General features: G+C 37.8%; 12 protein-coding genes. 4 read left to right on the top strand and 8 right to left on the bottom strand.

The features are described 5' to 3' along the window. Positions 1-45 precede the first annotated feature (45 nt). On the top strand, positions 46-903 hold the full coding sequence (locus tag BC008_RS04865; RefSeq protein ID WP_036265477.1) for a DUF1206 domain-containing protein: 858 nt from the start codon (positions 46-48) through the stop codon (positions 901-903). A gap of 483 nt (positions 904-1,386) precedes the next feature. On the opposite strand, the gene BC008_RS04860 is transcribed toward BC008_RS04865, so the two are convergent. The 7 genes from BC008_RS04860 to rplI all read right to left on the bottom strand — a co-directional run bounded on the left by BC008_RS04860 (position 1,387) and on the right by rplI (position 11,626). Then, a complete protein-coding gene (locus BC008_RS04860; RefSeq protein WP_058183273.1) occupies positions 1,387-2,949 on the bottom strand; it encodes a TrkH family potassium uptake protein in 1,563 nt (520 codons plus the stop codon). A gap of 225 nt (positions 2,950-3,174) precedes the next feature. Then, positions 3,175-5,796, bottom strand: coding sequence for a hybrid sensor histidine kinase/response regulator (locus BC008_RS04855; protein WP_058183271.1), 2,622 nt, complete (start codon positions 5,794-5,796; stop codon positions 3,175-3,177). A 288-nt stretch (positions 5,797-6,084) separates the two neighbouring features. Further along, positions 6,085-6,558, bottom strand: coding sequence for a response regulator (locus BC008_RS04850; protein ID WP_058183269.1), 474 nt, complete (start codon positions 6,556-6,558; stop codon positions 6,085-6,087). A 25-nt stretch (positions 6,559-6,583) separates the two neighbouring features. Next, entirely contained in the window at positions 6,584-8,869 is a 2,286-nt protein-coding gene (locus tag BC008_RS04845) for an ATP-binding protein (RefSeq protein WP_027843373.1), read from the bottom strand. Positions 8,870-9,002: 133 nt separating this feature from the next. Then, a complete protein-coding gene (locus tag BC008_RS04840) occupies positions 9,003-9,500 on the bottom strand; it encodes an ureidoglycolate lyase (RefSeq protein WP_027843374.1) in 498 nt (165 codons plus the stop codon). 156 nt (positions 9,501-9,656) lie between these two features. Then, positions 9,657-11,015 carry a replicative DNA helicase gene (gene dnaB / locus BC008_RS04835; protein WP_027843375.1) on the bottom strand — a complete coding sequence of 453 codons (1,359 nt, stop codon included), beginning with the start codon at positions 11,013-11,015 and terminating at the stop codon, positions 9,657-9,659. A 152-nt stretch (positions 11,016-11,167) separates the two neighbouring features. After that, positions 11,168-11,626 carry a 50S ribosomal protein L9 gene (gene rplI, locus BC008_RS04830; RefSeq protein WP_027843376.1) on the bottom strand — a complete coding sequence of 153 codons (459 nt, stop codon included), beginning with the start codon at positions 11,624-11,626 and terminating at the stop codon, positions 11,168-11,170. Between the two features lie 203 nt (positions 11,627-11,829). Between rplI and BC008_RS04825 the strand changes: the two genes are divergently transcribed. Both BC008_RS04825 and BC008_RS04820 read left to right on the top strand, forming a co-directional pair. Next, positions 11,830-12,618: a leucine-rich repeat domain-containing protein gene (locus BC008_RS04825; protein ID WP_058183267.1), complete on the top strand. Its 789-nt coding sequence runs from the start codon at positions 11,830-11,832 to the stop codon at positions 12,616-12,618. A gap of 426 nt (positions 12,619-13,044) precedes the next feature. Then, entirely contained in the window at positions 13,045-18,360 is a 5,316-nt protein-coding gene (locus BC008_RS04820; RefSeq protein ID WP_058183265.1) for a glycosyl hydrolase family 18 protein, read from the top strand. A 196-nt stretch (positions 18,361-18,556) separates the two neighbouring features. On the opposite strand, the gene BC008_RS04815 is transcribed toward BC008_RS04820, so the two are convergent. After that, entirely contained in the window at positions 18,557-21,238 is a 2,682-nt protein-coding gene (locus tag BC008_RS04815; RefSeq protein ID WP_235595796.1) for a CHAT domain-containing protein, read from the bottom strand. Between the two features lie 295 nt (positions 21,239-21,533). Between BC008_RS04815 and BC008_RS04810 the strand changes: the two genes are divergently transcribed. Next, a complete protein-coding gene (locus BC008_RS04810; RefSeq protein ID WP_058183263.1) occupies positions 21,534-21,965 on the top strand; it encodes a hypothetical protein in 432 nt (143 codons plus the stop codon). The last annotated feature ends 610 nt before the right edge of the window (positions 21,966-22,575 follow it).

The following is a 22,575-nucleotide window of genomic DNA, read 5'->3' as shown; positions in this document are numbered from 1 at the left end:
ATACTCACTCTACTCCAAATAATATTAAGGGAGCATTAAGCAATTATGGCACCAAACGATTTATCTGATTTGGACATCCCTCGGTCGCCTCGTGAAGTAACTTCTCACCCCTGGTTTGAAAAACTAGCAAGGTTTGGATTTGCAGCTAAGGGTGTAGTTTATAGTGTTGTCGGTCTTTTAGCTGCTCAAACTGCTCTTGGTTCTGGAGGAAAAACCACAGGTAGTTCTGGAGCGCTAGAAACCATTGTTAATCAACCTTTTGGTAAGTTTTTTTTAGCAATAATCGGTATTGGACTTATAGGTTACGCTCTCTGGCGTTTCGTCCAAGCAGTTTTAGATCCCGAACATAAAGGAAGAAATTCAAATTCAGATATAAAACGTATTATTCAGCGTGTTGGTTATGGCTTTAGTGCGATCGCATATACTGGATTAGCTTTCACTGCTTTACAGTTAGTTCTCGGTTCAGGGGGTGGTGGTAATAAAAATTCCACTCAAGATTGGACTGCTAAAGTTCTTTCCCAACCTTTCGGTCAGTGGTTAGTAGGTATAGGAGGAGTGCTGGTAATTGGACTAGGACTTTCCTATATATATCGCGCTTACAAAGCCAAATTTCGCCGTCGCTTCAAATTAGCCCAAATGAGTTATAGCGAGCGCAAGTGGTTGGTGCGTATTGGTAGGTTTGGTATCGCTGCTCGCGGTACTGTTTTCGTAATTATTGGTATCTTCCTAATTCAAGCCGCGCTTAAGTCAGACGCTAGTGAAGCTAAGGGACTTGGGGGTGCATTATCATCACTCGCACAACAACCATTTGGGTCTTGGATTCTTGGTTTCGTTGCTTTTGGTTTGGTTTCTTACGGTATATTTTCTATATTAAAGGCTCGCTATCGACGTTTTCAACACTGAAAGTGAAGCGTCTTTGCTGTCTTCTGTTGTACTTGATTTTCAGGTTACCCAGGCAAAAAAGTAATCAATTATACTTAGCATTGACCAATTAAGTGCTCGATCTGAAATCGAGCACTGTTAATTTTGTGTACTACAATCATTTTGGGTTGTAATACCAATTCAATAAATCATTGCAACAGATTCTCCGGTACAAAATACATCAGGTATTATTGAGGCTACAAAAATCTACTAAACATCTCCTTTCTGAACCAGAACCTTTTGTATTGCAAGAGAGTTTAGATGATTTCTATTTGAAACCTCCCCGTTTTTTAAATCGGTCGTAACGCCAATTATTTACCTATTTCGCCATTTAGGATACGTGCAACTGAAAACCCCCGGCTTTCTGACCGTGGGGTTGCTTACAATTCGTGTCATTCATCTCAGAATATGTGATGAGATATTTTATTTGAGTTGGTTAACCTTCATCCCAACCAATAAAAATCGTTATCTGTAGGGTTCCCGTTCGCGCTCAAAATCCTTTGTAGGAGCTGTCACGTATGATTTAATTTCTCCTGCTTCAACAGTTAATATTTTCCGGATTCCAGTGAAAAGAATTAGAACTGGAATAATTTCTAATCTTCCCATCCACATCAGTATTATTAAAGTAAATTTTCCTAACCAAGGAAGCTCGGGATTACTGATACCCACAGATATACCTACACTTCCTAAAGCTGAAGCGGCTTCAAATAAAACATCTCCCAATTTGTAATTCGGTAAAGCTAATTGCAGCAGTATGAACATGCTAATTATTAAGATTACTATCCACAAAAACGCTAAAACTGCTGCTGCTTCTATTCTACGAATTGCCTCTGTCTCATCCAACACTTTGCCATCTAATTCATAGCGTATTGACTCATCTGATTTTAATGAAATTCTGCGAAATCTCCAAATCACTGCTTTATACAAAAGAATCAATCGATTGAGCTTAAATCCACCGACAGTGGAACCAGCAGTACCACCCACAACCATTGCTAAAGTCAGTAATAGTTTGGCGCTATCGTTCCATTTGTATATGTCGCTAATATTGAAACCGCAAGTACCCAAAGCGGAAGCCCAGTGAAAAGCTGTATCTAACCATAAGGGAGAGCCGAAATAACTGTAGTTCATTAAACCTAGAAGCCCGATCCCAAGAGCCAAAAATACCCACAAAGCTTGATGCTGATTATCGCTCCATAATGCAGATAAACGCCCTTTAGTTAAGAGTCGATAGTGAACTGGAAAACTAACAGCTCCAAGAATCATAATCACAATCACAGCCATTTGGATTTTGGGAGCATAACCGCCAATACTATTATCAAGAACGCTAAACCCTCCAGTGGATATTCCTGTCATCCCGTGATTTAAAGCTTCCCACCAACTCATCCCAACAATTTTAAAAATAAAAATACTAGCAATTGTATATATTAAATAAATCCACCAAATTTTTCTCGCTGTAGCTTTCACACTAGATGCTATTCTTTTATCTCTTCCTTCACTAGAATAAAGTTGATAAGCGTCAGTACTTGGTTCTAAAAGCGATATAACTAGGACAATAACCCCCACACCACCGATCCACTCCGTAAAACTTCGCCACCATTGCAAACTATGGGGTAGGTTACTAACACGGGATGCAACTGATAGTCCGGTACTGGTGAAGCCGGAAAAAGCTTCAAATAAGGCATTCCAAGGGTCTTGAAAATTAAGAATAGTTGTCGCTGTTTCTGAGGAAACTGCCAACTTAGAGGCTATTAGCATAAATGGAATAGCTCCAATTATCGGTACAATTAACCAGCACAAAGCAACTGTGATCATGGCGTGGCGTATTTTACTTGTTTGTGCACCACGGGAGTATAAACGATATAACAACCTGCCTAGAATTAAAGGGACAATACCACAGATAACGAAAGGTAGAATTGCGTAATATTCACCCCATAATATACAAATAGGAACCGATAGCAGAGCCATCAGTCCTGGTACATGCAGAAATAAACCGACATCGCGCAGAATCGTTTTAATATTAGAATTCATGTTTAATTGTCATTATTTTATTATCATTTGAATTGCTATTGGTGCAAATCAAAAAAAATTGTTGTGTAATTGTTTATGGCGAGGTATGGTTAGTCAATCAAGCCAAAAACTGCTCATAGGTAAATCCTAAGTGATGCTACCTCAATTAAGCCTTACTCGCTAGATAGATTGTAAAATTTATTTTCTCTATAAAAGGAGGGAGTAATAATTAAAATATAAGGATGTTTAAACTGATTTATTTATAAGTTTTAAGACTACAGAAATAAAATTATCTGGTTCGACTGGTTTGGCGACGTGAGAATGAAATCCGACGGATAAAGCTTGCTTGCGATCCAATTCTCCTGCGTATGCAGTCAGTGCGATCGCCGGAATATTTCCTCCTTCTTCAGGTTGCATACTTCTAATCTCACGAAGTAACATATATCCATCCATTTCTGGCATTCCAATATCACTTACCAAAAGATCGGCTTGTAAATTTGGGAATATCTGCAATGCCTCTAACGCAGATTTAGCTGTTGTTACTTCTGCACCATCTTGTTCTAAAACGAAACTAATAAATTCCCGGGAATCTAGCTCGTCGTCCACAACTAAAATCCGAAGCCCTTCTAGGTTATGTGATTCGATTTGATCTGTTGATAAACTATTATCGTTTTCTTTGGTTTTTGCAACTTCTAATAGTGGGAAACATACTGTGAAAGTTGCACCCTGGTCTTTACCCAAGCTATCAGCTTTAACTGTTCCACCATGCATTTCAACTAAATAGCGTACAATTGCTAGTCCTAAACCCAAACCGCCAAATCTTCTAGTTGTAGCGCTATCTGCTTGACGAAAGTAATCAAATACATGGGGTAAGAATTCTTGAGTAATTCCCTTACCAGTGTCGGTGACTATAACTTGAGCCTGACTTTCAACTGCTTTTAGTTGGACTGTAAGTTTTCCGCCTTTCGGTGTGAATTTTACACCATTAGAAAGTAAATTCCATACTATTTGCTGTAATCTTGCTGAGTCACCTAATACTAAATATGCAGGATTATTATATTCGATTCCAGTTTCCCATAACTCCGATTCAGTATTAATAACTTCAGTTAGATTACTTGAATTTAGCTGCTGTGAAGTATCGACTAAAAATCTCAAGTCGATATCTTTAGCTTCAGCAGATAATCGAACCGTTTCCAATGCAGATGATATTATCCTGACTAAGCTTATTTCTTCAGCTTCTAGTTTTAGCTTACCGCGTAAAATGCGAGAAATATCTAACAAGTCTTCGATTAACTGGGACTGAATCTTGGCGTTTCTTTCAATAATTTGTAAGGCTTGTTTTTTCCTTTTATCGTCTAGCTTACGGTCTTTTAAGAGTATTTTTGACCAACCTAAAATCGGATTCAGAGGAGAACGTAATTCATGGGAAAGGATAGCTAAAAATTCATCTTTAATTCTATTTGCTTTCTCAGCTTCTTCACGTAGAAACTGTTCGCGCTGCAATGAATTTTGTAGATCCTCCTGAGTTTTTTTGCGCTCACTCAATTCAGTTTTTACTTGATCAAATAGTAATGACTGTTGAATTGCAATTCCTACTTGAGTTGCTAACTGTCTGAGTAAACTAATTTCTAAATCTTGCCATTGTCGGGGTTTAGAACATTGATGTGCAATCAGTAGTCCCCATAAATTCTCAGCTTCTAAAATTGGTACCACTAAATTAGCTTGAACCTGAAATTGTGCTAATAAATCAACATGACAAGGTGTTAACTTCCCATCATGAATATTTTCTACCTTTTGAACTCTACCTCGCTTATATTTTTCTACCCAATTTGTCGCAAAGCAAGGATCGTAAATCTCTTTCCCTAATATCGCTAACCAACCCGAACCAACTGACTCCGTAAGCACCCTACCGTTCCAATCTGGAAGTGTAAATTGAAAAATCACTACCCGATCGCAATTTAAGAAGAGTCGAACCTGATTTACAGTTGTCTCTAATATTTCTTTTAAGTTTAGAGATTGACGCACCTGTTGAGCAATTTGGTAAACTAACCTTTCTTGTAAAAAGAACTTTTGAATCTCCTGTTCTTGATTTTTGGCTTCAGTTATATCTGTGAATGTTGCGATCGCCCGCAGCGGTTCATTTCTGCGATCGCAGTAAATTTTTCCTCTGCTCTCAATCCAAGCAATGCTACCATCTCGACGGAAATGACGAAATTCTAATTGATACTCGCTTTTATGAGAAATTGCATATCTTATCGACCGGTCAACAATGTCTCTATCTTCTGGAATAATTATTTCTAAAAAGCTTTGATACGTTGCTAAACAAGTATTTTCAGATATATCTAAGACCTGAGCTAACAACTGGGAACAAATAAAACTATTTGTTTGCAAATTCCATTCCCACGTCCCCATCACAGCAGTATCGAGTGCTAATTCAAGACGATCCTGACTTTTCCGTAATTGGGCGCGTAAATTAAATTTATCAATCGCTGAATTAATTGCTAAACGCAGTTCTTCAGCTGTAGTTTTTCCCTTAATGATATAATCTGAAGCTCCTGCTTTCATTGCCTTCACTGCAACTGATTCGTCCCCCTGTCCCGTCAGCATCACTACGGGAAGATTATTCAATTGAGTTTCTTTTTGTAATTCTTCAAGAAATTCAATACCATTAATATCGGGTAATAGATAATCTAACAACACCCCATCTAATTGATGCTTTCGCCACAGTTCTAATCCTTCAGAACCCAATTCTGCTTCTAAAATTACATAATCATAATTTCTATCCCGGGTTAAATAACGGCGATAAGTTTCTCTGTCTTCCAAACAATCATCAATAATTAGAATAGTACGTCGTTTTATCTTACTCATACTCCAAAGTTATTAATATATTATATTATCTCGCATCCCTGATAAAATAATTTCAACTAAGTAAGTTCTAAAATCAAAATTTCTAAAATAAAAAAACTAAGAGAATATTAAATTATAATCAAAAAATAATTTTAACAGTACTACATATTGGGTAATAACTTTTTTAAAGAGAAGAGTAAAAATAATTAGTTATACAAATAATTAATGATTACAACGTAATAATCACTTCAAATTTGTACGATTTGGATGATATTATTAAATCGAAAAAAATAATTGTAACGACTAATCCTAAAATATGTGAATAGGTGGTCTGTTTACATTAAACCAATATTGACCCAAAGTCTTAACTGTATTCATTAACTTTTTCATGTCAATAGGTTTAATGATGTAGCTATTAGCTCCCTTTTGGTAACAAGTTTCCAAATCTTTAGGATTGGAAGAAGTTGTGAAAATAACTACAGGGATGCTTCTCAATTCGGTATCCGTTTTAATTTCCTCCAAAATTTCCCGTCCGTCGGTACCAGGTAAATTGAGGTCGAGTAAAACTAAACATGGACGAGGGGATAAATTTATATCTGCATATTTACCGCGATGATAAAGAAAATCTAAACCTTCATCACCATTATCACAGCGATATAAAGGATTTTTTGCACCCGATTTGCGCCAACCACGACGAAAGGCTTCAAAATCTTCGTCACTATCTTCTATGATTAATACTGGACAGGTTTTATTCTCTAACTCTGTAATTAGCAAATTTGTCATCTTAAAACTCCCATGTATATATGCTTTAAGTTGGTAAAGTAAAGAAAAAAGTCGTGCCTACTCCCACTTCTGATTCTAACCAAATCTCTCCATTATGACGCTCGATAATTTTTTTAGCGATAGTTAATCCCGCACCCGTACCACCACCATAGGCTTTTTTACCATGCAGTCTTTTAAAAATGCGGAAAATATTTTCGTAGTGCTTTTGGGGTATCCCAATACCATTATCTTTGACATAAAGCACTACTCGATCATGAAATTGCATATTTTGGCGTAGACTGGGGTCCAATTGTTCTACTGTATCGATAAACCCAATTTCCACTTGTTTGCAGGAATTTTTATTGTATTTTACCGCATTGCTAATTAGATTCACCAAAAGTTCGTTGATTTGGATGCGATCGCAACTAATATTCGGTAATCTGCGGGGGACGGAAATTTCCAGTGAAGTTTCTGGTTGACTAACTCTAATTAGGTCGATGACACCATCTAAAAGCTCATTTAAGTCAGTTTTTTGCAACGATAATTCTGCTCGCCCCAAGCGGGAAAAATGTAATAAAGAATCGATGAAATCTTCCATTCGCTGAGTCAAGCGAATCAGAGTTTGTAATTTTGATATTCCTTCTTCGTCTAAGACGTCTTCATAATCTTCCATCAAAAAAGATGAATAGTTATGAATACCTCGCAGCGGTTCTTTCAGGTCATGAGATGCAATATAAGCAAATGAATCTAATTCATCGTTACTACGTTCTAACTCAAGATTGACTTTTGCCAATTCATCCGCTTTACTTAGAACAATGCTAATAATTGCAGTTCTTAACTCTGCAACTGCGTCTATTTCGCATTTCTTCCAAGGTAAAGCACTATTTTTAACCGTTTCTTGCCACAATTCAAAGGACTTGCGCGGATGGATACGGACTTCACCATCAGGTAAATTTTCCACCTGTTTAACCGGATTTCCACCCCAATTAACAGTTTGAATTACCTCTGGGCGAAACCATAATATATAATTACGTTGTATTTTGGAAATTGCTAAAGCAAGTAATCCACTGGCACTTTTTTGATATTCTTTTGCCTGTGGATATACAGTTGGTAAACTATTTGTATAGTAAATATTATCTTCAGTTTGATATTCTAGCCAGTCTAATATATTTTGAATCTCGCTTTTTTCTGGAACATTTCCCGTGGAAATTAAATCATCACCATCGGAAACAACTACTCCTGTAGCACTGACAATATCTAATAACTTTTCTTCTTCTTGAACTAAAGTATCAATAAAATTATTATTTTGGGCAATAGATTCGATAAAAGACTTCGGTATATTTTGAATTTTAATTTTATAATCTAATTCTTCATTGTCTTGCTTTTCTAGTAACTCTGCAGACAAAATTTTTCCTAAAAATTCACATGCTGTTCTTACTTCATAGGAAACATATTTTGGTCGAGAATCATGACAAGCAATTAATCCCCATAATTGCTTGTTACGAATAATTGAAATTGACATGGAAGCTGTCACTCCCATATTCTTCAAATATTCTAGATGAACTGGAGAAACACTACGCAGGGTAGAAAAGCTTAAATCGACTATTCTATTAGTTAGGGGATTAAGTGCAGGAGTAATTTCTACAGGTTTATAATCAACATTACTAATAATTCTCAACCAATTATTAACATATAATTTTCTTGCAGGTAGAGGAATATCAGTTGCTGGATAACGCAAGCCCAAGTAAGAAACGATTTCACCAATTTTACTTTCAGCAATTACGTTACCCGAGCCATCATCATTAAAGCGATATACCATCACTCGCTCAAAACCAGTCAATTTTTTCACTTCATTGACAACTATATTGCAGGTATCTGATAGGGAAATTGTATTTTGTAGTTTCGCAACACAACTATTTACCAGGTTATAAAACTTGATGAAATTAACATACTCTGTTTCTTGAGCGGGTTCTAATTCTAAAATTACTAACTCATCATATAAATGAACAATTGCATCAAAGTATTGAATTTCCTCTTGGTTTGAAAAAGATATCTTCAGAGGATTTACATGCTCAAAATCTTCCGCCAGACATTGTTTAATCGAACTTATTTCTGATGCTGCAAGGAAATTAGCTAGTGGTTGACTTAATACATTTTCAGCATCGTAACCAAGGAATGATTGAATATTGTCACTAACCTGTAAAATAGTAAAATCGTCCGGAGCTAGGACAAAAAGTATCCCATGAGGTTGGATGGAGTTGGGAATATGGATTTGTTCGCGATCGCAATTTGTTAAATTAACGTTTTCTGCTGTCACAAATTCTTGTTGCATCCAACTTTAACCTTGAAAAAATAATCCTTAAAGAGTTTAATTAATCTTTTGAGATTTGAACTCTTTGAGAATGTTAGCAGTAGCAGAGGAATAATTACAAATTACTAGTCTACCATCAAAAAAAATTTTACTTCTAAAAGACAATCTTAAACTCTAAGTTTTCAGACTGACGTAAATTGTAGGTAAAATGGTCAACAATATTTGTATCGCTCAATTCTAGATTATAAAAATCTACAGCATCATGATCGAAATAAGGACCAGCATGCCAAGTACCAACTGCTAGTTTGATAAAACAGTTACCTGGAATTCGAAAAGCTGCAATATCTCCCAAATTTGGTTTTTTAACAGTATCATTTGGAGGACAAACAGCAACATACCAATCTTTACCTTCCAAGGAACCAAGACACTGGGTACATAACCTGTGACGAGTTATGTTGTGAAACTTTCTGCCTCGCCCCTGCAAATGCATTATATAAAAACGGGGAGTACCTTTATCAAGAACTAGTTGGGCATCTTCATGATCAAAAAGTTTGCCATCTCTCGATGGGAAAATAACTTGTCCGTAGCGAAAGAAATTTTCTGGAGTCACCCATTGAGCCTTTAATTGTTGTACTGTCCCCGAGCTAGTCATGGTAAACCTAACTTACACCCCCAATTATCTTAAGCGAAATTTACTTGTATGAGATCTATAATTCGTTCAATAATTCATAATCCTGTTTTTTAGATTTTCCTACTAGAGTTTAGAAAATTTGACTTTTAACTTCTTCCTTCCGACGGAGTCGGTCAATTAATAATTACCCGGTCTTGCTAAATTTTTAAACTTGGTAAATTGAGGTTCAAATAAAAGTTTGACAGTACCTGTGGGACCATTCCGATGTTTAGCAATAATAATTTCTGCAATTCCTCGATCAGGTGTATCGCTGTTGTAATATTCATCCCGGTATAACATTATTACTAAGTCAGCATCTTGCTCAATAGAACCAGATTCCCTTAAATCAGATAACATCGGTCGCTTATTGGTACGGGATTCAACTCCTCTACTCAACTGGGAAAGTGCAATGACCGGTACGCTCAATTCCCTAGCTAAACCTTTTAAACCACGGGTAATTTTGGATAACTCCTGCACGCGGTTATCACCTGCTGTATCCATTAACTGTAAATAATCAATAATAATTAATCCCAGGTCTATACCAACTTCTGTTTGTAAACGTCTGGCTTGGGAACGCATTTCATTAAGGGTAATATTAGCAGTATCATCAATATAAACCGGGGTTTCCGAAAGTAAACCGATCGCGCGGCTTAAAGGTTCCCATTGAGTTTGACTGATACGTCCGCTGCGCAAATAAGTACTTTCAATTCCAGCCTCACTAGCTAGTAGTCTTTGTACTAGTTGCTCTTGGGACATTTCCAAACTAAAAATTGCAACCGGTAACTTATAAGAAACAGCAATATTATGGGCGAGGTTAAGACAAAATGCGGTTTTCCCCATGGATGGGCGAGCAGCCACAATAATTAGATCGGAGCGTTGAAAACCACTGGTCATCGCATCCAGATCGTAGAAACCACTAGCGACTCCCGGAAGTGCAACGCCTTCATGACGTTCTTCAATTTCCTGAAAAGTATCAATTAAAGTATCGGAAATATGAGTCAAACCTGATGCAGAACGTTCTTGGGAAATCCCAAAAACCTTTTGTTCTGCTTTATCAATCACCACCGGTAAGTCAGTTTCTGTTTCATAACCAAGTTGAACTATTTCATTACCGGCTTTAATTAATTGTCGACGTTGATATTTTTCGTTTACTAGTTGGGCTAAAGCATCAATATTGACTGAAGAAACCGTACGATCTACAAGGGAAGCTAACTTATTTCTACCGCCAATTTTAGATAGTAACTCGTGGTCGGATAACCAACTAGTAACAGAAAGCAAATCTGTCGGTTTACCTTGACCTTGTAAGCGCAATGCTGCTTGATAGATATCTTTGTGGGCGCTAATGTAAAATGCTTCTGGTTTGAGGCGATCGCTAATTCGACTTATTGCTTCTGGATCGAGTAATATTCCTCCCAAAATTGCTTCCTCTGCTTCAATATTTTGGGGTGGTAACCTGTCAGCAGCACCTTGAAAACTTAGATCGTCACTTGTCGTCATGTTTATTTATCCCTAATCCCTAATCCCCAGTCCCCAGTCCCTAATCCCCAGTCCCCAGTCCCCAATCCCCAATAAATAGAGACGCTACTTCTGCAACGTCTCCCAAAAAAAAGGATTTACCATTCCCCGTTTTTACACTGGGGAATATTCTGCTAGCTAGGTACAACTTCAATATTAATTTTTGCGGTAACTTCAGAGTGCAATTTAATTTCTGCTTCATAAGTACCAATGTTGCCAATATCGGGTATGGTAATACCACGACGATCAACTTCCAGTTGTGTTGTACTTTGAATAACATCTGCCACATCCTGGGTGGTGACAGTACCAAAAATTGATTCAGCTTCACCAGCCTGCTTCGCGATTTGGAAACTACCAACTTTCTCTAAAGTAGCTTTATATTCTTCAGCTTGCTTTTTGAGTTCTAATTGTCTTTGACGTTCGATTTCGCGGCGACGTTCTACTTGCTTGAGGATACCGGGAGTTGCAAATGTTGCCAAGTTTTTGGGAAGGAGATAATTACGAGCATAGCCGGGAGCTACTTCTACTAGGTCTCCATATTTGCCTAGTTTGTGGATATCCTGGTTTAAAACTAATTGTATGCGCTTTGCCATTTTTGTTGTCGATCTGTGTATTGCTAAATCTAAAATAGCTTGGGTTTAGGTTGAGCTATTGTACTTCACCCGATTAAATAAATAAGGGGTCAACAAGTAAGGTTTCACTCCAAGCATAAATTACAGCCCAAAGCCTAAAGATTTTAGCGCTATGTTACCGTCAATAGCAAATTTGAGCAAAACATATTTTCTTCATTTTGGGAATGAAATTTACACATTTAATTTGTACTACCCTGCTTGGGATAAGCATAGTAAACACTACAGAATTATGTACTGCAACTACTAGACCACAGAATAAAGAATACCTTCAAAGTTTTAGTAAGTGGTGCGAACAGAAGGATACTTTACCAAAGGAAACAAAATATACGGTTGAGATCTTACTCAAAACAGCTGGTACTATTGATTGCACGATTGCCGAGCAAAAACTTAAGCAACGCTCGCGACTCGACATTTTTGTAGATAACATTAGCGACCTTAAACCTATTGCTGGATTGAATAATTTAACTAGAATCAACCTTTCTTTAAATCAAGTCAGCGATGTTAAGCCCCTTGCTGGGTTAACTAATTTAACTCAACTCGACCTTTCTGTAAATCAAATTAGAGATGTTAAACCCCTTGCTGGATTGACTAACTTAACCCAACTCAACCTTAAGGGAAATCAAATAAGAGATGTTAAACCCCTTGCTAAATTAACGAATCTAACTCAACTCAACCTTAGGGGAAATCAAATTAGCGATGTTGAGTCCCTGGCTAGATTAGCGAATCTAACTCAACTCGACCTTGGGATTAATCAAATCAGCGATGTTAAACCCCTTGCTGGTTTAACTAATTTGTCTCAACTCGATCTTTCAAACAATCAAATTAGTAACATAAAGTTCTTAAATAGATTAACCAATTTAACCTTACTCGACCTTCGGAACAATCCAATTAAGAACACCACTTGTCCTGTAAAAACAACAGAATCTGTATGCAGGTTTGAGTCACCTTTTTAATGATTAGCGAAGCGATATTGAGTCACGGGGCAAAACTTTATATATCAAGAATTTTGTAAGGTGGTTAAATCACAATATAACCCGATCACATAAATTCTTATATTAGAGCTTTATTCATCAAATATCTGCAAATTTAACCATTTGCCCCATATTTGTCACTTTTTATTTTTATAATATTGGTGCTAATTTTTATACTATGAGAGTAAAGTATGCCTCGTACTCTGCACTCTTGTAAGGTTGAAATGCAGCAATTTCATCACCTATTTCGACAGTTTCTGAGACGCACTTTCAAGTGAACTGATGTCGTAGATACATACCTCAGGACAGATACATCAACTCAGCACCAGTCGTAATCTTTTGTCTTAGCATACAGACCTCAACAAACGTAGATCGTTATTCACCCTTAAAAAATAGATGCAGAAAATCATGCCAGTTGACTTTAATATTACCGGAAATGGGTGGGGTAGTGGCTTTGGAGCAGAATTTAAATTCACTAATACAACTCAAAAAACTATTGATGGTTGGCAAGTTGAGTTTGATTCAGTTCACAATATTACTAGTCTGTGGAATGGAGATTTTACGAAAACAAAAAATGAGAAGGATGGAGGTTACCATTATGTAGTCAAAAATCCTGCTTGGAAGTCCAAAGTTACTCCTGGTGAGACGATTAGTTTTGGATTCAATGCTAATTCTGCAGCTAGTTTACCGGTTAATGGCAGCCTAAATTCGAATAATTTTACTAACCTTTCTTTTGATGGGGTTGCGATCGATGATAGTAACCCTATTGGCAATCCTGATAGTAACCCCGATGGTAATCCCGGTGGAAATCCTGATAGTAATCCCGGTGGAAATCCTGATGTAAATCCTGGTGGAAATCCTGATAGTAATCCTGGTGGAAATCCCAGTAGCGAACCCATTAAAGGTGCTCCATCACAACCAACAATTAGTATTCAAGACAACAATCCTAAAGATGGTTCTTTCACCATCAATTTGAATATGTGGTACGGTACCTCGGGTACTAGTTGGAGCATCAAAGAAGACGGAAAAGTAATTCATACAGCTGACATTTCTCCCGCTAGCAACTCTGGTCCCCAATCAGCAAACTTTACCCTTTCCGGGCGAGATTATGGGGTTCATAAATATGAAGTAGTCCTAGAAAACGATAAAGGACAAACTGCAAGTAAACCATTAGTACACAAATTTGGTGGAGCCAGTACTTTAGATATTGAGGGAGTAGATACAGAAAATCAGGCTTTACAACTGACCATTGACCAGGGTAAATCAGAATTTACAGTTGATAATTTAGTCGCGGATGGTTCTAAGTACTCAGTCAAAACTAATAATCCGGATCTAATTAAAGCGACAATTGACGATCAAGGAAAACTAACGATCGCAGCCGAAGACAGCGGAAGAGGTGCAATTCGGATCGAAGATACAACTACCGGAGAAACACGCTATCTCGGAGTACGAGTTAAGACTCAAGATGGTAAAATACCGGGAATGCCAGATACTTTGGCGATCGGGTCAGTAAGTGAAGATTCCAAAGCTGATTTAGGATTTTGGCAAGATTTTGGTGATGGCTTAAGCAACAAGCGCATGGATGCGCGTTACATATACCTCAATGGTGGACCAGAAAATGGCTGGCGAAGCTGGCAAGATGGTCAAAGGTTGGAATCATACCTGCGGGAAAGTCAAAAGCTCGGTATCGTTCCCTATTTCGTCTATTACAACATCCCTGATGGTGGAGAAAGTTATTTCACTGATAAACAGCATATTGAGAGCCAAGACTACTTAGAAAGTTACGCCAAAGACCTCAAATATGCCTTAGATACTATTTCTGATATGGCTGGTGATGACCCGGTGGGTATGGTTCTCGAACCAGACTTTATTGGTTATATGGCGCAAAATTCTGGTAAGCGTCCCCAGGATATATTTGCTCAAACTGACGCTTTCTACAGTTCTGGCGTATTGGATAAACAGAAAGATCCTAGTTTTGAGAATAATTTGACGGGATTAGTTAAGGCTATTAACTATACCATTTCCAATAATGCACCTAATGTAAATTTTGGCTGGCAATTTAATTTATGGGCTAGTCCAGCAGGTGGTTTTACAGGAGTTGGGATTCCCAGTAATGGTTTAGTTCGGATTACAGATAAACTGGGCATTGATAAAGGAAGACAAGCAATTATTGACGAAGGTAAAGAAATTGCTAAGTACTACAAAGATGCCGGGATTCTGAGCTATGGTGCAGACTTTATCAGCATTGATAAGTATGGTTTGGATGCAGCAGGTGTAACAGCTTCAGCCGCCCAAGATCCAGAAGGTTCTGCTTGGTTTTGGAACAACGACCATTGGAATAATTATCTGTTATTAACAAAAACGCTTCATCAAGAAACAGATAAACCAGTGACTTTATGGCAAATTCCTGTAGGTCATATCAATGGTTCCCAAGCACCTAATCCCTACGATCCATCGGGTAAATTTAAGGACTTAGCTAATAATTCTACCCATTATGAAGATTCTGCTGGTACCTTCTTCTTGGGTGACACTTTTATTGAAAATGACCCCAAACGTTTAAAGTATTTCAGTCAAAATCAAGGTAAAGACCCTGGACTTTCTGTAGATGGGAATAAAATAACTTGGTCGCCTCACATAGAAGAAGCCAAGGAAGCTGGTATCAATACTATTCTCTTTGGTGCTGGGGTTGGTTCGAGTACCGATGGTGTTGGTTCACCCCCAACAGATGGTTATTGGTGGATTAGTCAGGTCCAAGAGTATTATCAAAACCCTGTTAGCTTAGACGGTACTGGTCTCGCTTTTGGTAGCACCACTGTTGATGTTAACAGTCCGGTAACAGAAGCACAGAATAATAATGATGTTTTGGGATTAACACCTCCCAGCTTCGGAGATAACAGAAACCCGACTGCAGATCCTTCTAAAGAAGAACAAAATTTAAGCACCGATGTAATTAAGCCTCAAGAAGGTACTCCTGATTCAAGTGGTAGTAATAGTGAGTTAGATAATAGCAATTCTGCAAACAACCTAAATTACATTAATCTTGACCAAAACAATAAGGGAAATGGAATGATCAAAGGAACTTTTAATGATTTTCTCGAAGCCCTTGGAGAATATGAATCAGGTAAATCTTCCGGCGATCCAGGACAATATTCAGTTTCTAATCCTTTTGGTGTTTCTGGTAAATATCAAATAGATCCAGATCACCTTTATGAGATTGGTTACATCGACAAACTGAGTAGTAACAAGAGCAGACCATGGGATGTTCAATGGTCACCACGGGCTAAACAATATGGCGTCAACAGTTACCAAGACTTTTTAAATAGCCCCAAGATGCAAGAAGCAGCAATTCGCGACTCATTTAAATTTACTTGGGGAAAAGTAAGCGAGCTACTCGCACAACAAGGAAAATCCATCAATGATTATCTTGGTAAAACAGTTAAATATGTTGACCGACAAGGAAATACACAACCAGTCACCTTAACAGCTTCTGGAATTTTGTATGGTGCTCATAGCCAGGGTGCTTGGGGAATGGGAGCATTTTTAATCAATCTTCAAGATTCCTACCCTAACTACAATGATGTTCTTAGAACTATAGGTAAATTTAGTGGGTATGACGTTCCGGAATCGGCAATTAATAAGGGTACATCTGCACCAGTAGATCCTATCCCCGTAGATCCAACACCTGTAGACCCCACCCCAATCGATCCAACTACAGGGGGTGGAGTTGAAAATAATTCTGGTGGTGGCGATCGCTCTGAAAAACCACCTGGTAACGACCAAAATAATAACTTAAACAACAATCAGTCTTTAGATAAACCAGACTACGTTGGAGTTGATGGGAAAAAAGATATCTTCAACTTCACCTGGAATTGGGGTAGTAAAAATGTAATTGACAAATTTAATCCGTCTGAGGACAGCATCAACCTCAAGAGCTTCTGGACAGATTACAGCAATTTAAATATTTATGATGATGCTCAAGGTAATGCTGTTATTGACCTGAAGCAACTCAATAATCAGACTATTACCCTCAAAGGAGTCTCTACTTCCGAATTAAGTCCTGATAATATCACGGGCGTCGGCGGTCAGTCACCCCTTAATGGTCAACCTGGAACCGGTAATTCTGGAACTGCTAATCCTGGAAATGGTGGTGACCCCAAACCAACAGATCCGATATTACCAACCTTATCCATCAAAGATTTATCAATTCAAGAAGGAAATAATGGTAGCAAAAATGCAATCTTTAACGTCAACCTCTCTGAAGGATTTGAAAAGCCAGTAAGCGTTAAATATGCAACTGTAGATGGTTCAGCAAAAGCAGGACAAGACTACGAAAAAACCACTGGTACTCTAACTTTTGATGCAGGACAAACTAGCCAGACAATTTCAGTAGCAGTAAAAGGAGATACTAAAGTAGAGCCAAATGAAGAATTCTCCTTACAATTGAGCGATCTGAATAATGCTACATTTACCAATTCCAAAGCAACTGTAACTATTCTCAATGACGATCGCATTTCAAGTGGAGGAACTGGTGGAGGAACTGGAGGTAACCAACCAGGAAAAAAGGGTCCAGTCGTTGCAGCTTATTATCCAGAGTGGGGTACATACCAACGCAATTATCAAGTATCAGATATTCCTGCTGATAAATTAACCCACGCCTTCTATGCATTTGCCAAAATTAATGATAACGGTGAAGTCGATATATTCGATAAATATGCAGCAGTAGAGAAGGGTAAAGACTGGAATAATCCGGACAAAATAGCTGGTAACTTCGGACAAATGGCTCAACTTAAAGCTGAGAATCCCCACCTCAAAACTATAATTTCCATTGGTGGTTGGACTTTGTCGAGTAAATTTTCTGATGTTGCTCTGACCGATGCATCGCGGAAAAAGTTTGCCGTATCAGCAGTCGACTTTATGAAGGAGTATGGCTTTGATGGAATTGATATTGATTGGGAATACCCAGTAGGAGGAGGAAAACCAGGAAATGTCAATCGTCCAGAAGATAAGCATAACTATACTTTGCTGCTGGAAGAACTAGACAAACAAATCCAAGTTCAGGAAGTCCAAGATAATAAAGATTATCTACTTACGATTGCATCACCTGCTGGATTCGATAAAACTGAAAATTACGAATTAGCTGAAATGTCTCAGCATCTGGACTGGTTCAATGTCATGACCTATGACTACCACGGTGCTTGGGAAAAAACTACCAATCATAATGCTGCTTTATACGCCAATTCTAACGATTCTTCGGCTTTAGCAGGCAAATACAATATCGATTCCACAATTCAAAATTATCTGAATGCAGGAGTTAGCCCTGATAAAATTGTCATGGGAGCACCTTTATACGGACGAACTTGGCAAGGTGTTTCCAGCAATAATAATGGTGGTTTATTCCAATCTGCAACTGGTGCGGGTCCAGGAACTTGGGAAAATGGAATGATTGACTACAAGGACTTACACAACAAATTAGAAACAGATAAATCCTACGTGCGTTATTGGGATGACCAAGCTAAAGTTCCTTATGTTTATAATGCTGATAAAGGTTTCTTTAGTACCTATGAAGATACTCAATCTTTAGGATATAAGCTTGATTACGTCCAAGATAACAGTTTGGGAGGAATGTTCTTCTGGGATGCTTCTAGCGATTTAGCTGGTAATAATCCTGATTCTTTGATTAATTTAGCCGCAACTCAACTGGGAGCAGTTCACAATTCTGTCTAGAAATTAGCCTTAGAGAAGGGGGTCACCAACAAAAATCCGTTAATTAACCCTTTCTCTTGCTAATATCCTGTAAGAGACAATAACTTTAATACATCAGCCCTATTTTTCATACTCTTTTTTTTGGCGAAGGTATTGGAAAAAGGAATTTTATACTTTCAATATTGTTATTCTATTTTTGCAACACAACAAATATTATCTATCTAGCATCCCCAATCAACACAAAAGGCGACCAAAAGAAGGGATGACTATCAATCTGGCTCAATTTCGCCTGACGTAAGGCTTCATCCTTATTCATTCCCTTCTTAATATTCTGGTAAAATTCCACCATAATTGTTTGAGTCGTTTGATCATCGGCACTCCACAAACTTGCGATCGTGGCTTTAGCACCAGCCCGTTCAAACAGGTAAGCTAATCCAGAAATTTCTTCACCATCAGATTCGGTTTGTAGCGCTGTTTGACAAGCACTTAAAGTAATTAAGTCAGTATTTTGCAGTCCTAATAAAGCAGCATCCCGAATGTTGAATTTTTGGTCAGCAAACAGCAAAGTATTTTCTTCCAATCCCAATTTAGGACAACCACCCTTTTGGAAACAGCCATGTGTTGCTAGGTGTAGAAGAGAAAAGCGCGGAGATTGGATTTTAAAAGTACTCAGTGTCGCTTGACTATTAATAAACCCTTCGCTTCCTGGGAAAACTTGAGTAATTTTTTTCACTTCTGCTTCTGCTCCTGGTAGCGCTAGGGGTGGCTTTGGAATTGGATTACCAAACGCCATAACTTTTTTAGCAGATGCGGGAATTTGTGTTGCTTTCGCTTGCAGGGAATTGCTAGAAAGGCGAGTCAGATAACTAATAGGTAATTTCTCAATCAGGTATTGATCAGCTTTACTGTCGTAGAGTGCTTCAAAAGGAATGTAGCGGAGTTTTCCAGTGGCGATGAAGCTGAGTTGTTTGGGTTTGGTGGCTTGAATCTCAGCTTCAACTGGGCGAATTATTATGTTGTATAGTTGTTCTAAGTTGTCAAGATATCGATCGTCAAAACGGTTAGTTAATGAAGCATTAGTCCGTGTTAGTAAAGCATTAAATTTCTTAGAGTTAATAGGTATTTTTTTAACAGTTAATTTGTCTGTGGTTAAGACAAACAAAGCTACCATATTAGGGACATTTCTAATATTGGTCAACAGCACAGGCTGAACCACCGTTGTACCTGCGGGAATGCTGGCTCGTAGTTGAGAAATATCCGTGGGTTTGGTTTCAAACAAGTCTGCGACTTCTAGAAAGCGATTTCTGATTTCTTCTGCTTCCTGATTAAGCTGTTCCTGTAGTTGATTAACCTTCTGAGATAGTTCTGGTGAGAATTTTTCTTGCAAATCCTTTCGCAGACTTTCTAATTGAACATTCTTTTGATTCCACTCATCAATTGCTTTTTGTGCTTGGGGGTTAGAAACTTTTGCATCAACAAGGCGGGAATAATCAGCCAAGTCAGCTACAGTAGCAAGGTTTGCCCATTCAAAAGCTCGTTCTGGTTGGTTTTGGTCGATAAGTAAGTCAATCAGACCAACTGCTCTACCTCGTTTGTTTTCTAAAAACGTTTTGCGATTTTCTTTGCCAATATAGTTACGAAGTTGTAAGGTGATGGTCGCAGATTGTTCCAAATATTTTATGGCTTCAATGGGCTGCTTAGTATCTCGGTAAAAAACACCAATATTATTAAGTGTTACAGCTTCCCCACCTTTATCTCCCACAGCACGATCTAAAGGTAAAGCTTGGTTATACAATTCAAGTGCTTTTTGCTTCTCTCCTAAAGCGAAGTAGACTGCACCAATACTATTAAGTGTGACAGCTTCCCCACGTTTATCTCCCACTGCACGATATAAAGATAAAGCTTGGTTATACAATTCAAGTGCTTTTTGCTTTTCTCCTAAATCTGAGTAGATTTTACCAATATTATTAAGTGTGACAGCTTCCCCACCTTTATCCCCCACTGCACGACGTAAAGGTAAAGCTTGGTTATAGAATTCAAGTGCTTTTTGCTTTTCTCCTAAATCTGAGTAGATTTTACCAATATTATTAAGTGTGACACCTTCCCCACCTTTATCTCCCACAGCACGACGTAAAGGTAAAGCTTGGTTATAGAATTCAAGTGCTTTTTGCTTTTCTTCTAAATCGTCGTAGACTCCACCAATATTAGTAAGTGTGACAGCTTCCCCACCTTTATCTCCCACTGCACGAAGTAAAGGTAAAGCTTGGTTATAGAATTTAAGTGCTTTTTGCTTTTCTCCTAAATCGTCGTAGACTCCACCAATATTATTAAGTGTGACACCTTCCCCACCTTTATCCCCCACAGCACGACCTAAAGGTAAAGCTTGGTTATAGAATTCAAGTGCTTTTTGATTTTCTCCTAAATCTGAGTAGATTTTACCAATATTATTAAGTGTGACAGCTTCCCCACGTTTATCTCCCACTGCACGATCTAAAGGTAAAGCTTGGTTATAGAATTCAAGTGCTTTTTGCTTTTCTCCTAAATCGGAGTAGATTCGACCAATATTATTAAGTGTGACAGCTTCCCCACGTTTATCTCCCACAGCACGACCTAAAGGTAAAGCTTGGTTATAGAATTCAAGTGCTTTTTGCTTTTCTCCTAAATCGGAGTAGATTCGACCAATACCAGTGAGTGTAACAGCTTCTCGTTTCTTATCGTCCACCCTTCGAAACAGTGATAGTGCTTCTTCCCACTTTTTAATTGCTTGTCGCAGTGATTCTGCTGTTCCTTGTCGGTATAATTTCAATCCCTCTTCAAATGCTTTTTCAGCAGCAGCGCGAGTCCCATCTTGCTTCACACTTGACTGTTGCGCTACTTTTTCTCCCTTCACTGCTGGCATAGTAGCAACTGATTTGCTAATAAAAAATAAACTAACAAAAATCAAAATTGGAGTCAAAAAGGTGCATTGACCCAGAAAAAATAAGGATATTAACTTCTGTCTTCTGTTTAATTTTGTTAATGCAGTATGACTGTAGGTTATATTTTGCATTTTAACAATACTTATGTAACTCCTCCTCTTCAATGGTGTGCTTCGCGCACCAAACACCTAGAAACTACAGATTCATACACAACAATTCCGGAGGTTTTAGTGGGATGTTCCCGGTGTTAATTGTGGCGGTATCGCACTATGCTAGTTGCGTAAGTCCTGTTTAAATATTTTATTTTGGTTCGCTCAATACCAAGGTCATGCTGATGCTTTCCGGGATGCAGTCAATGAAACCTCTACTAGACCTATAATTACTTTAGTTACCAAAAAAGAAAATTTAGCAATTGGACGCCAACTAGGCAATGAAAAGGAGCTTGATAACTTAAAGAAAACTCCTTCTTTGAAGGACTTTCACATTGTTGGCGATGTTAAGCAGTTTTACGAAATCTGGACAGTACCAATAAACAATACAAATCAACAAGAACCTATAGTTTGGCGTTTATTGCTTCAAACCGATGGTTGGGCTTATCTATTTCCAGCATTACCATCCCCAACCAAACCAAATCAGCGTCCTCCATTATTAGTAGTTAATACAGAAGAGGGTCAGGTACAGATGTTAATTCTCAGTCGTCCGAAATAAAACATCTTTATTGAAGTAAATAACGTATGCAGCTAATCTTTCCTTCTTTATGGTTAATGTGTCCAGAATTTTAATCCTTATTTTTGGATTTAAACAGCTTATTAAGATGTTTGCAAAATCCTTTTAGATGTCAGATTAATTCCATCACATGCACGTTCCCAGTTAGATAGTAAGTAATTAGCCGGATTTGATATCAATCCATAACCTGAGATTTTGAATTATGTTCAATACTTGCAGCCATTTTGCAAGCGACTCACTTCAATGTTGTAATTAATACTTCTGTTTGCAATGATAATTTGCAAAGTACATTAGAGTATATGAAAATCAACTTGTTTGTTATTTTAAATGCACTTTTTTGCACACATAGCGAAGTATAATGATTAACTACTTTAGTAGAATAATAATAATTTGATGGGTGTTGAAAGGGAAGCAAATACAAAAAAATCGACATAATTACTTAATATATTACTTAGATTCCCGGATAAACCGACATAAACTACCAATAAATACTTACGTGTTTAAACTCAATACCCGTGAATGAAATCGATAAGCAACAAAAAATCTAACAACTAAAGAATTCTATTAAAATGATTTTCTTATTAGGAAATAT

Origin of the sequence: Mastigocoleus testarum BC008 (assembly GCF_001456025.1) — a bacterium.
Lineage (GTDB): Bacteria > Cyanobacteriota > Cyanobacteriia > Cyanobacteriales > Nostocaceae > Mastigocoleus > Mastigocoleus testarum.
Note: the sequence above shows the minus strand (reverse complement) of the source record. Positions and strands in the feature narration are given on the sequence as shown.